Consider the following 12767-nt stretch of genomic DNA (forward strand, 5'->3'; position numbering starts at 1 on the left):
GGGAGGTACGCAGATGGGTATCGAGGAGAAGCTTCCCGCCGGCGTCCTGCTCACCTCCGTGGAGAAGCTGGTCAACTGGTCGCGGAAGTCGTCCGTCTGGGGCGCCACCTTCGGCTTGGCCTGCTGCGCCATCGAGATGATGGCGGCCGGTGGTCCGCACTACGACATGGGCCGCTGGGGCATGGAGGTCTTCCGCGCCTCGCCCCGCCAGGCCGACCTGATGATCGTCGCCGGCCGGGTGAGCCAGAAGATGGCCCCGGTACTGCGCCAGATCTACGACCAGATGGCCGAGCCCCGCTGGGTGCTCTCCATGGGCGTCTGCGCCAGCAGCGGCGGCATGTTCAACAACTACGCCATCGTCCAGGGCGTCGACCACGTGGTGCCCGTCGACATGTACCTCCCGGGCTGCCCGCCCCGGCCGGAGATGCTCATCGACGCCATCCTCAAGCTCCGCGAGAAGATCATGTACGAGCCGCTGGGCCCGAACGGCCGCAAGATGCTGGAGGCCCGTAAGGAGCGCGGTGACGTGCCCGTCGTGCCGTACGGCTCGATGCCGTCGTCGTACCGCAACGACAAGGCCCGGCGCGCCGAGTGGACCCAGGCGGTCCGCGAGGGGCGCGAGGAGCAGCTGCGGATCGAGAACTGGATGAAGGCCCAGAACCACCTCCACGCGCAGGGGGGCCCGAAGTGACCGCACCGAACGACAAGAACAACGACGGCGGCGTGCCGGTACCCACCACCCCGGCCGGCGCCAGCACCGGCGCCCCGGCCGAGTACCCGCCGTCCAGCCCCGCCGGGCGCGGGATGTTCGGCATGCACGGCTCCGGCGACGTCTCCGGCTACGGCGGCCTGGTCCGCCAGCGCAAGCCGATCGAGGAGGCCGCCCGACCGTACGGCGGCTACTTCGACGAGGTCCGCGACGCGCTGGAGGAGGCGTACCCCGCCTTCGGCGACGCGATCGAGAAGGTCGTGGTCGACCGCGGCGAGCTGACCCTGCACGTCCGGCCCGAGCGGATCGCCGAGGTCTGCCAGGTGATGCGGGACGACCTGGCACTTCGCTTCGAGCTCTGCTCCTCGGTCTCCGGAGTGGACTACCTGGGCGCCGACTCCCGCCGGCTGCACGTGGTCTACCAGCTCACCTCGATGACCTACCGGCGGCGGGTCCGGCTGGAGGCCGCGGTCTCCGCCGAGGACCCGCACCTGCCGAGCGTCACCGCCGTCTACCCGACCGCCGACTGGCAGGAGCGGGAGACGTACGACATGTTCGGCATCGTCTTCGACGGCCACCCCAACCTGACCCGGATCCTCATGCCGGACGACTGGGAGGGGCACCCGCAGCGCAAGGACTACCCGCTGGGTGGCGTGCCGGTGGAGTACAAGGGCGCGGAGATTCCCCCGCCGGACCGGAGGAGGTCCTACCAGTGACCACGTCCAACTACGCGACCGAGCGCGAGACCACCGAGGGCAAGGTCTTCACCGTCACCGGCGGGGACTGGGACCAGGTCGTCGCCGGCACCGACCCGATCAACGACGAGCGGATCGTCGTCAACATGGGTCCGCAGCACCCGTCCACGCACGGCGTGCTCCGGCTGATCCTGGAGCTCGAGGGCGAAACGGTCCGCGAGGCCCGTTCGGTCGTCGGCTACCTGCACACCGGCATCGAGAAGAACCTCGAATACCGCAACTGGGTCCAGGGCTCGACCTTCGTGACCCGGATGGACTACCTGGCCCCGCTGTTCAACGAGACGGCGTACGCGCTGGCAGTGGAGAAGCTGCTCGGCGTCACCGACGAGGTGACCGAGCGGGCCACCACCATCCGGGTGCTGATGATGGAGCTGAACCGGATCTCCTCGCACCTGGTGTGGCTGGCCACCACCGGCATGGAGCTGGGCGCGATCTCGATCATGCTGTACGGCTTCCGCGAGCGGGAGTACATCCTCGACATCTTCGAGACCATCACCGGCCTGCGGATGAACCACGCGTACGTCCGGCCGGGCGGCGTGGCGCAGGACGTGCCGGACGAGGCGATCGTCAAGATCCGCGAGTTCCTCAAGATGATGCCGAAAAAGCTCAAGGAGTACGAGGACCTGCTCTCCGGCCAGCCGATCTGGACCGAGCGGACCAAGGGCGTCGCGGTGCTCGACGCGACCGGCTGCCTGGCGCTCGGCGTCACCGGCCCGGTGCTGCGCTCCGCCGGTCTCGCCTGGGACCTGCGCAAGACCATGCCGTACTGCGGCTACGAGACGTACGAGTTCGACGTGCCGACCCACCCGGACGGTGACGTCTGGGGTCGCTACCTGGTCCGGCTCGCCGAGATCCGGGAGTCGCTGAAGCTGGTCGAGCAGGCGCTGGACCGGTTGAAGCCGGGCCCCGTGATGGTGGCCGACCGCAAGATCGCCTGGCCGGCCCAGCTCGCCATCGGCGTCGACGGCATGGGCAACTCGCTGGAGCACGTCGCCAAGATCATGGGTCAGTCGATGGAGTCGCTGATCCACCACTTCAAGCTCGTCACCGAGGGCTTCCGGGTTCCGCCGGGCCAGGTGTACGTCGGCATCGAGTCGCCCCGCGGTGAGCTGGGCGTGCACGCGGTCTCCGACGGCGGCACCCGGCCCTACCGGGTGCATTACCGGGAGCCGAGCTTCGTCAACCTCCAGGCCCTTCCGGCGATGGCCGAGGGCGGCCTGATCGCCGACGTGATCGCCGGTGGCGCCTCGCTGGACCCCGTGATGGGTGGATGTGACCGATGACTGTCTTTACTGAGCAGACCCGCGAGCGGGCGCGGGAGATCATCGCCCGCTACCCGGCCGACCGGTCCCGCTCGGCGCTGCTGCCGCTGCTGCACCTGGTGCAGTCTGAAGAGGGCTACGTCTCCCCGGCCGGCGTCGAGTTCTGTGCCGAGGTGCTCGGCCTGAACAAGGCCCAGGTCGGCGCGGTGGCCACGTTCTACACCATGTACAAGCGCAAGCCGACCGGCGACTACCTGGTCAGCGTCTGCACCAACACGATGTGCAACGTGCTCGGCGGCCAGGAGGTCTACGACGCGCTCGCCGAGCACCTGGGCGTCGGGCACGACGAGACCACCGCCGACGGGAAGATCACCCTGGAGCACGCCGAGTGCCTGGCGGCGTGCGACTACGGGCCGGTGATGACCGTCAACTACGACTTCTTCGACGGCGTCGACCCGCAGGGTGCCCTCGGCGTGGTCGAGGAGCTGCGCGCCGGCGGCCGGCCGATGCCGACCCGGGGCGCCCGCCTCTGCACGCTCAAGGAGATGGCGGTGCAGCTCGCCGGCTTCGCCGACGAACGCGACGGCGCGGTCGCCGACGGGGGCCCGGGCGAGCCGAGCCTGCGCGGCCTGCGGCTGGCGGAGCAGCACGGCATCTCGGTGCCCGGCTACGACCCGAACACCCCGATCCGCAGCAAGGCCGAAGCCGACGAGGCGGCGGCCCGGGCGAAGGCGGCCGAGTCCGGCGCGAAGCCGGCCCCGGCGGCCGAGCCGGCCAAGTCCGCCACGCCGGTGAAGGGTGGCGACGGTGCGTCCGCCCCCACGGGTACGCCGGGCAGCGCCGGCGCCGCCGAGCCGGTGCAGGCGACCGGCAGCACCGCGCCGGACGTGAAGGCGCCGGACGACAAGTCGCCGCAGGTGCGTACCGCCGAGACCCGGCAGCCGGACGCGCGGACCGCCGTGCCCGACGCCCCCGGCACCAAGGTCCCGGTCGACACCACCGCCCCGGCGCCGCGCGACGCGCAAAAGGCGCAGGCCGCCGGCGCGGCGGCCAATCCGCCGGCCGGCGACGGCAAGCCCGCCGGCGATGAGGCCGGCGCGCAGGAGCGGAACCTCAAGGAAGCGTCGGCGGGCGCCACTGGCGCGGGCCCGGCGGTCGGGAGCGAAACGGGGGGCCAGAAGTGACCACTCCTCGGCCGGAGACGCTGGCCAAGCTGACGCCGGTGCTGACCAAGCGCTGGCTCTCGCCGGACGCCTGGCGGATCGGCACCTACGAGAAGCTGGACGGCTACGCCGCCCTGCGCAAGGCGCTCAAGGCCCACCCGGACGACCTGATCCAGCTGATCAAGGACTCCGGGCTGCGCGGCCGTGGTGGCGCGGGCTTCCCGACCGGGCTCAAGTGGGGATTCATCCCGCAGGGCGACGGCAAGCCGCACTACCTGGTGGTCAACGCCGATGAGGGCGAGCCGGGCACCTGCAAGGACCTGCCGCTGATGACGCACGACCCGCACGCGCTGATCGAGGGCGTGATCATTGCCTCGTACGCGATCCGGGCGAACCGCGCCTACATCTACATCCGGGGCGAGGCGGTGCACGCCGCGCGCCGGCTGCGCAACGCGGTGGCGGAGGCGCAGGCCAAGGGCTATCTCGGCCGGAACATCATGGGCACCGGCTTCGACCTGGAGCTGGTGGTCCACTCCGGCGCCGGGGCGTACATCTGCGGTGAGGAGACCGCGCTGCTGGACTCGCTGGAGGGCTTCCGGGGCCAGCCCCGGCTGCGCCCGCCGTTCCCGGCGACCCACGGCCTGTACGCCAGCCCGACGGTGGTCAACAACGTCGGCACCATCGCCAGCGTGCCGTACATCGTGCTGGGCGGGGCCGACTGGTGGAAGACCATGGGCACGGAGAAGTCCTCCGGGCCGATGATCTACTCGCTGTCGGGCCGGATCGCCAACCCCGGCCAGTACGAGTGCTCGATGGGCGTCACGCTGCGCGAGCTGATCGAGCTGGCCGGCGGGATGCAGCCCGGGCACGAGCTGAAGTTCTGGACCCCGGGCGGGTCGTCCACGCCGCTGCTCACCGCCGAGCACCTGGACGTGCCGCTGGACTTCGAGGGGGTGGCGGCGGCCGGCTCGATCCTGGGCACCACGGCCACCCAGATCTTCTCCGACCAGGACTGCCCGGTGTACGCGACCTACCGGTGGCTGGAGTTCTACCACCACGAGTCGTGCGGCAAGTGCACCCCGTGCCGCGAGGGCAACTACTGGATGGTCCGGGTCTACCGGCGGATCCTCGCCGGCCAGGGCACCCACGAGGACCTGGACACCCTGCTCGACACCTGCGACAACATCCTCGGCCGCTCGTTCTGCGGCCTGGGTGACGGTGCGACCAGCCCGGTGACCTCGTCGCTGAAGTACTTCAAGCAGGACTACCTCGACTACATCGAGGGTCGTACCGCGCCGAAGCTGTCGGACAAGCAGCTGGTGGGAGCCCACTAATGACCGACGTAGCCAAGCAGACCGAGACCGTCACGCTGACCATCGACGGCGTCGAGGTCACCGCCCCCAAGGGCGCGCTGCTGATCCGGGTCGCCGAGCAGTTGGGCACCGAGATCCCGCGCTTCTGCGACCACCCGCTGCTGGCCCCGGCCGGCGCGTGCCGGCAGTGCCTGGTGGAGGTGGAGGGCCAGCGCAAGCCGGTCGCCTCCTGCACCCAGACGGTCGCCGACGGCATGGTGGTGCGGACCCAGCTCACCTCCCCGGTCGCGAAGAAGGCCCAGGAGGGGGTGATGGAGCTGCTGCTCCTCAACCACCCCCTGGACTGCCCGATGTGTGACAAGGGCGGCGAGTGCCCGCTGCAGAACCAGGCGATGTCAACCGGCCGCACCGACTCGCGCTTCCACGAGCACAAGCGGGAGTACGAGAAGCCGATGGCGATCAGCACCCAGGTGCTGCTCGACCGCGAGCGCTGCGTGCTCTGCCAGCGCTGCACCCGGTTCTCCGAGGAGATCGCCGGCGACAAGTTCATCGACCTGATGGGCCGGTCGTCCGCCGAGGAGATCAACATCTACCGGGACGACGCGTACGGCGAAGAGGGCGACGCGGGTGACGTGCCGTTCAACTCGTACTTCTCCGGCAACACCGTGCAGATCTGCCCGGTGGGCGCGCTGACCGGCGCGCAGTACCGGTTCCGGGCCCGCCCGTTCGACCTGGTCTCCACGCCCAGCGTCTGCGAGCACTGCTCGGCCGGCTGTGACCAGCGCACCGACTGGCGGCGCGGCAAGGTGCTGCGCCGGCTGGCCGGCGACGACCCGGCGGTGAACGAGGAGTGGAACTGCGACAAGGGGCGGTGGGGCTTCCAGTACACCCGCGCCTTCGACCGGATCACCACCCCGCTGGTTCGCGACGAGCGCAGCGGTGAGCTCCGCGAGGCCTCCTGGAGCGAGGCGCTGACCCGCGCCGCCGAGGGGCTGCGCGCCGCCCGGGACTCCGGCCAGGGCACCGCGGTGCTGACCGGCGGCCGGCTGACCGTCGAGGACGCCTACGCGTACGCGAAGTTCGCCCGGGTCGCCCTGAACACCAACGACATCGACTTCCGGGCCCGGCCGGTCTCCCGCGAGGAGGCCGACTTCCTGGCCAGCAGCGTCGCCGGGGTCACCGACGTCACCTACACGGACGTGGAGAACGCGCCCGCGGTGGTGCTGGTCGGCCTGGAGCCGGAGGAGGAGTGCCCGATCCTCTTCCTGCGGCTGCGCAAGGCGTACCTGAAGAAGAAGCTCACCGTGTACGCGATCGCGCCGTTCGCCACCCGCAGCCTGGAGAAGCTCGGGGCCAAGCTGGCCCGGGTGGTGCCGGGCGAGGAGGCCAGCGTGCTCGCCGAGCACGCCACGGTCGCCGAGGCGCTGAGCCAGCCCGGAGCGATCCTGGTGGTCGGCGAGCGGCTGGGCGCGGTGCCGGGCGGGCTCTCCGCCGCTGCGGACATCGCCCGGCGTACCGGTGCCAAGCTGGCCTGGGTGCCGCGGCGCGCGGGTGACCGCGGCGCGGTCGACGCCGGCTGCCTGCCCAACCTGCTCCCCGGTGGCCGGGTGGTCACCGAGCCGGCCGCCCGCGCCGAGCTCGGCGAGGCGTGGGACATCGCGGCCGGGGTGATCCCGAGCCAGGCCGGCCGGGACACCGACGGCATCCTCGCGGCCGCGGCGAACGGCCAGCTCGGCGCCCTGGTGGTGGCGGGCGTGGACCCGGCCGACCTGGCCGACCCGCGGCTGGCCGAGCAGGCCCTCGACGGGGTGCCGTTCCTGGTCAGCCTGGAGCTTCGGATGAGCGCGGTGGCCCGCCGGGCAGACGTGGTCTTCCCGGTGGCCCCGGTGGTCGAGAAGGCGGGCAGCTTCCTCGACTGGGAGGGCCGGCTGCGCCCCTTCGACGCGGTGCTGGAAACGGCCGCGATGACCGACGGGCGGGTGCTCGACGCGCTCGCCGCGCAGCTCGACGTGCGGCTCGGCACCGGTGACGTGCTGAGCGTCCGCCGGGAGCTGGGCGCGCTGCCGCCGAGCCGGCTGACCCGGCCGGCCGCGCCGTCCGTCGAGCCGGCCACCGTGCCGCAGCCCGGCGCCGGTGAGGCCGTGCTGGCCACCTGGCACCAGCTGATCGACCTGGGCAGCCTGACCGACGGCGACGAGCACCTCGCCGGCACCGCCCGCCCGCCGGTGGTCCGGCTGGGCAAGGGCACCGCCGAGGCGCTCGGCGTCGCCGACGGCGACCCGGTGACGGTGGGCACCGACCGCGGTGCGGTCACGCTGCCGGCGGCGATCACCGAGATGCCGGACGGCGTCGTCTGGCTGCCGACCAACTCACCCGGCTCGACCGTGCGGCGCAGCCTCGGCGCGACGTCCGGCACGGTCGTCCGGATCTCCGTTCCCGCCGCCACCGGCGCGGCCGTCCCGACCGGACGGGTCGCGGCGGACGAGGCCGGGCGTCCGGGGCCGCTCCTCAACGCAGGGGGTGTCCAGTGAGCGCGCTCTACCTGGCGCAGGACCCGACGCTGGCCGACTTCGGCAAGGACCCGTGGTGGCTGGTCCTCATCAAGATCGTGTTCGCCTTCGTCTTCGCTCTGCTGGCCACGCTGCTCGGCGTCTGGTTCGAACGCCGGGTCGTGGGCTACATGCAGGTCCGGCCCGGCCCCAACCAGGTCGGCCCGTTCGGCCTGCTGCAGACCCTCGCCGACGGCCTGAAGATGGCCTTCAAGGAGGACATCCTCCCGCGGGCCGCCGACAAGGTCGTCTACTTCTTCGCGCCGACCATCTCGGTGATCTGCGCGGTGACCGCGCTGTCGGTGGTGCCGTTCGGCCCGATGGTGAGCATCTTCGGCCACCACACGCCGCTGCAGGTCACCGACGTGCCGGTGGCGGTGCTGGTGCTGCTGGCCTGCTCCTCGATGGGCATCTACGGCATCGTGCTCGGTGGTTGGGCCTCTGGCTCGACGTACCCGCTGCTCGGCGGTCTGCGGTCCAGCGCCCAGATGATCTCGTACGAGGTCGCGATGGGGCTGAGCATCGTGGCGGTGTTCATGACCGCCGGCACGATGTCCACCAGCGGCATCGTCGCCGCCCAGGCGCACGGCACGCGGCTCAACCTCGGCGGTTGGGAACTCGCCGCCCCCGGTTGGTACGCGATCCTGCTGCTGCCCAGCTTCATCATCTTCTTCATCTCGACCGTCGGTGAGACCAACCGGGCGCCGTTCGACCTGCCCGAGGCGGAGTCGGAGCTGGTCGCGGGCTTCATGACCGAGTACAGCTCGCTGAAGTTCGCGCTCTTCATGCTCTCCGAGTACGTGTCGATGGTGACCATGTCCGCGGTCACCACCACGCTCTTCCTCGGCGGCTGGCGGGCGCCCGCGCCCATCACCACCTTCTGGGCCGGCGCCAACTCCGGCTGGTGGCCGATGCTCTGGTTCTTCGGCAAGGTGCTGATCCTGGTCTTCGTCTTCGTCTGGCTCCGGGGCACGCTGCCCCGGCTGCGCTACGACCAGTTCATGCGCTTCGGCTGGAAGGTCCTGCTCCCGATCAACCTGGTCTGGATCCTGGTCCTGTCCGGGCTGCGCTCGATCGAGGGCTGGCAGACCCGGGACCGGCTGCTCGCCACCGCGATCGGCGCGGGCGTGCTGCTGCTGGCCACGCTGCTCTGGCCGTCGAAGAAGCGGGAGCCCAAACCGACGCTCCAGGAACAGGCCAACAGCCGACCGCACGGCAGCTTCCCGCTGCCCCCGATGGACCTGCAGGTACCACCGAGCCCGCGCACCAAGCGCGTGGTCGCCGAGCGGGAGCCGGCCAACATCGCCACCGGCTCCGACTCCAGGGAGGTGTGACGTGGGCGCGATCACCGGAACGTTCAAGGGCTTCGGTGTCACCTTCTCGCACATGTTCAGGAAGGTCGTCACCACCGACTACCCGTTCAAGCCGCCGGTCTCGGCGCCGCGCTACCACGGGCGGCACATCCTCAACCGGCACCCGGACGGGCTGGAGAAGTGCATCGGCTGCGAGCTGTGCGCCTGGGCCTGCCCGGCGGACGCGATCTACGTGGAGGGTGGCGACAACACCGACGAGCAGCGCTTCTCGCCGGGTGAGCGGTACGCCAGCGTCTACCAGATCAACTACGCCCGGTGCATCTTCTGCGGGCTCTGCATCGAGGCCTGCCCGACCCGTTCGCTCACCATGAGCAACGAGTACGAGCTGGCCCGGGACAACCGGCAGGACCTGATCTTCACCAAGGAGCAGCTGCTCGCGCCGCTGCTGCCGGGGATGGAGCAGCCGCCGCACCCGATGCGGCTGGGCGACAGCGAGAAGGACTACTACATCGGGTCGCTGACCAACCCGGGCACCTCGGCCGGCGCGGAGCACTCGCCGATGGGGCCGGGCCGGTACCACGTGGAGGAGCACCCGGGCGTGACCTTCCCCGGCGCCGAGCAGGCGGCCCAGCGGGCGGCGGCAGGCAAGGGAGAAACGGCATGACCACGCAGACGGTGCTCGCCGAGGCGGCCTCGGTCTCCGGCGGCGAGGCGGTGACGTTCTGGATCCTGGCCCCGCTGGCGCTGATCGGCGCGATCGGGATGGTCTGGGCCCGCAACGCGGTGCACTCGGCGCTCTGGCTGGTGCTGACCATGCTCTGCCTGGGCGTGTTCTACGTCCTCCAGGCGGGCCCGTTCATCGGCATGGTGCAGATCATCGTCTACACCGGCGCGATCATGATGCTCTTCCTGTTCGTGCTGATGCTGGTCGGTCGGGACGCCTCGGACTCGCTGATCGAGACGCTGCGCGGGCAGCGGGTCGCTGCGGTGGTGCTCGGGCTCGGCTTCGCCGGCCTGATCGGCAGCGGCCTCTACCGGGCCCTCCACGGCGTCCGGGCGGTCGGGCTGGAACAGGCCAACGCCGAGGGGAACGTGCAGGGCATCGCCCGGCTGCTCTTCACCAAGTACGTCTTCGCCTTCGAGTTGACCTCCGCGCTGCTGATCACGGCGGCCGTCGGCGCGATGGTGCTGGCGCACGTCGAGCGGCGCAAGGAGGACCGGATGGATCAGGTCGCCACCATGAAGGCCCGGTTCCGCCCCGGCAACTACCCCGGCCCGAAGCCCGGCCCGGGTGTCTTCGCCACCTCCTCCTCGGTGGCCACCCCGGCCCGCCTGCCCGACGGCCGGCTGACCGACCGCAGCATCCCGGAGATCCTGCCGGTCCGCGAGCTGACCGCCGAGGAAACCTCGCTGAAGGGGACGGAAAAGAAGTGACCCCGGACTACTACCTGATCCTCGCGGCGGTGCTGTTCACCATCGGTGCCGTCGGCGTGCTGGTGCGGCGCAACGCGATCGTGCTGTTCATGTGCGTCGAGCTGATGCTCAACGCGGCCAACCTGACGCTGGTCACCTTCAGCCGGATCAACGGTGACCTCAACGGCCAGATCATGGCGTTCTTCGTGATGGTGGTGGCCGCGGCCGAGGTCGTGGTCGGGCTCGCGATCATTATGTCGATCTTCCGGACCCGGCGCTCCGCGAGCGTCGACGACGCCAACCTGCTGAAGTACTGAGGGGCCCTGCGGTGGAAGAGACTGTGGAGTTTGCTTCGGCCAGCGGCCTGCTGGGCAGCGTCTGGCTGCTGGTGGCCATCCCGCTGGTCAGCGCGGCGATCCTGCTGCTGCTCGGCCGGCGGGCCGACCGCTGGGGGCACTGGCTGGGCGTCGGCGCCATCGGCGCCGCGTTCGTGCTGGGCCTGACCTACTTCTTCCAGCTGCGCGGCCTGGAGAACAAGTCGGTCGAGCTGAGCCTCTGGCAGTTCATCTCGGTCGGCGACTTCAAGGTGGACTTCGGTCTGCTCTTCGACCCGCTGGCCGGCGTCTTCGTCCTGCTGATCACCGGGGTGGGCTTCCTGATCCACCTCTACGCGGTCGAGTACATGGCGCACGACGAGGGCCGGCGGCGGTTCTTCGGGTACTTCAACCTCTTCGTCGCCGCGATGCTCCTGCTGGTGCTCGGCAACAACTACGTGATGCTCTACTTCGGCTGGGAGGGCGTCGGTCTGGCGTCGTACCTGCTAATCTCCTTCTGGTACGGGCGACCCAGCGCGGCCACCGCCGGCAAGAAGGCGTTCCTGATGAACCGGGTCGGCGACGCCGGCCTGGCGATCGGCATCTTCGTCATGTTCGCCACCCTCGGCACCACCCAGTACGACCAGGTGTTCAACGGCGTCGGTGCGCTGACCAAGACCACCGTGCTGGTGCTCGGCCTGCTGCTGCTGCTCGGCGCGGCCGGCAAGTCCGGCCAGTTCCCGCTCCAGGCCTGGCTCCCCGACGCCATGGAGGGCCCGACCCCGGTGTCGGCGCTCATCCACGCGGCCACCATGGTCACCGCGGGCGTCTACCTGATCGCCCGCTCCAACCCGATCTTCTCGGCCGATGCCACGCTGCAGCTCGTGGTGGTCAGCGTCGGCGCGCTGACCCTGCTGATGGGCTGCGTCATCGGCGCGGCCAAGGACGACATCAAGCGGGTGCTCGCCTGGTCGACGGTCAGCCAGATCGGCTACATGTTCCTCGGCGTCGGGCTCGGCGGCGGGGCGTACGCCCTGGCCATCGTGCACCTGCTGGCGCACGGCTTCTTCAAGGCCAACATGTTCCTCGGCGCCGGCTCGGTGATGCACGGCATGCACGACCAGGTGGACATCCGCCGCTTCGGCAACCTGTCGAAGTACATGCGGGTCACCTGGCTGACCTTCATGATGGGCTGGCTGGCCATCATCGGCATGTTCCCGTTCTCCGGCTTCTTCTCCAAGGAGCCGATCATCGTGGCCGCGTTCGAGCGGGAGGGCTGGACCGCCTGGCTCTTCGGCGGCGCCGCCCTGGTCGGCGCCGGGCTGACGGCCTTCTACATGACCCGGCTCTTCGTGCTCACCTTCCACGGCCCGGCCCGCTGGACCGAGGACATCGAGCACCCGCACGAGTCGCCGAAGCTGATGACCATCCCACTGGTCCTGCTGGCGATCGGCTCGGTCGCGGCCGGCTTCCTGCTGTCCACCTCCGTGCCGGACTGGCTGGAGGCCACCGCCGGGCTGGGTGGCCAGGAGAAGCCGCACGAGGCCGTTCTGGCGCACTGGCTGATCACCGCGCTCTCGCTGCTGGTCACCGTGCTCGGCGCCGGCCTGGCCTGGGCGCTGTTCCGCGCCGGCACGGCCACCGCGCCGCAACCGGCGGGCGTGCTGGTCACCGCCGCCCGCCGCAACCTCTACACCGACACCGTCAACGAGGCGGTCTTCGAGAAGCCGGGCATCTTCCTCACCCGGGCGCTGGTCTTCCTCGACAACCGGGGCGTCGACGGGCTGGTCAACGGCCTCGCCGCGGCGGTCGGCGGTGGCTCCGGCCGGCTCCGGCGGCTGCAGACCGGTTTCGTGCGGTCGTACGCGACCTCGATCCTGACCGGCGCGCTGCTCGTGGTGGCGGCGTTCCTGGCGGTGCAGGCGGGGTGGCTGGCGTGATCGACCTCTTTCCGGCCGCCCCCGCCGGCGGGCCAC

General features: G+C 70.8%; 11 protein-coding genes. All 11 read left to right on the forward strand.

Features of this window, described 5'->3' with window-relative positions; translation table 11 throughout:
* Positions 1-13: 13 nt before the first annotated feature.
* The 11 genes from I8N68_RS06375 to nuoL are packed head-to-tail and all read left to right on the forward strand — an operon-like array spanning position 14 to position 12731.
* Entirely contained in the window at positions 14-691 is a 678-nt protein-coding gene (locus I8N68_RS06375) for a NuoB/complex I 20 kDa subunit family protein (protein ID WP_200208894.1), read from the forward strand.
* Complete coding sequence (locus I8N68_RS06380) at positions 688-1425, forward strand: NADH-quinone oxidoreductase subunit C (protein WP_200208895.1); 738 nt, start codon at positions 688-690, stop codon at positions 1423-1425. The genes I8N68_RS06375 and I8N68_RS06380 overlap by 4 nt, the downstream gene beginning before the upstream one ends.
* On the forward strand, positions 1422-2747 hold the full coding sequence (locus I8N68_RS06385; RefSeq protein WP_200208896.1) for an NADH-quinone oxidoreductase subunit D: 1326 nt from the start codon (positions 1422-1424) through the stop codon (positions 2745-2747). Before I8N68_RS06380 ends, I8N68_RS06385 begins: the two co-directional genes overlap by 4 nt.
* Positions 2744-3910 (forward strand): NADH-quinone oxidoreductase subunit NuoE, encoded by a 1167-nt coding sequence (gene nuoE, locus I8N68_RS06390; RefSeq protein ID WP_200208897.1) that lies wholly within the window; start codon positions 2744-2746, stop codon positions 3908-3910. Before I8N68_RS06385 ends, nuoE begins: the two co-directional genes overlap by 4 nt.
* Positions 3907-5223, forward strand: a complete 1317-nt coding sequence (gene nuoF, locus I8N68_RS06395) for an NADH-quinone oxidoreductase subunit NuoF (protein ID WP_200208898.1) — start codon at positions 3907-3909, stop codon at positions 5221-5223. The genes nuoE and nuoF overlap by 4 nt, the downstream gene beginning before the upstream one ends.
* The gene (locus tag I8N68_RS06400) at positions 5223-7733 is read left to right on the forward strand and encodes an NADH-quinone oxidoreductase subunit G (RefSeq protein WP_200208899.1); all 2511 of its coding nucleotides are present in this window, start codon (positions 5223-5225) and stop codon (positions 7731-7733) included. Before nuoF ends, I8N68_RS06400 begins: the two co-directional genes overlap by 1 nt.
* The gene (gene nuoH, locus I8N68_RS06405) at positions 7730-9085 is read left to right on the forward strand and encodes an NADH-quinone oxidoreductase subunit NuoH (protein ID WP_200208900.1); all 1356 of its coding nucleotides are present in this window, start codon (positions 7730-7732) and stop codon (positions 9083-9085) included. Before I8N68_RS06400 ends, nuoH begins: the two co-directional genes overlap by 4 nt.
* A gap of 1 nt (position 9086) precedes the next feature.
* A complete protein-coding gene (gene nuoI, locus I8N68_RS06410; RefSeq protein ID WP_200208901.1) occupies positions 9087-9728 on the forward strand; it encodes an NADH-quinone oxidoreductase subunit NuoI in 642 nt (213 codons plus the stop codon).
* The gene (locus I8N68_RS06415) at positions 9725-10498 is read left to right on the forward strand and encodes an NADH-quinone oxidoreductase subunit J (RefSeq protein ID WP_200208902.1); all 774 of its coding nucleotides are present in this window, start codon (positions 9725-9727) and stop codon (positions 10496-10498) included. Before nuoI ends, I8N68_RS06415 begins: the two co-directional genes overlap by 4 nt.
* Positions 10495-10794: an NADH-quinone oxidoreductase subunit NuoK gene (gene nuoK / locus I8N68_RS06420; protein ID WP_088959269.1), complete on the forward strand. Its 300-nt coding sequence runs from the start codon at positions 10495-10497 to the stop codon at positions 10792-10794. The genes I8N68_RS06415 and nuoK overlap by 4 nt, the downstream gene beginning before the upstream one ends.
* A gap of 11 nt (positions 10795-10805) precedes the next feature.
* Positions 10806-12731 (forward strand): NADH-quinone oxidoreductase subunit L, encoded by a 1926-nt coding sequence (gene nuoL / locus I8N68_RS06425; RefSeq protein WP_307812646.1) that lies wholly within the window; start codon positions 10806-10808, stop codon positions 12729-12731.
* The last annotated feature ends 36 nt before the right edge of the window (positions 12732-12767 follow it).

This window comes from Micromonospora coerulea, from assembly GCF_016598485.1.
Classification (GTDB): domain Bacteria; phylum Actinomycetota; class Actinomycetes; order Mycobacteriales; family Micromonosporaceae; genus Micromonospora; species Micromonospora coerulea.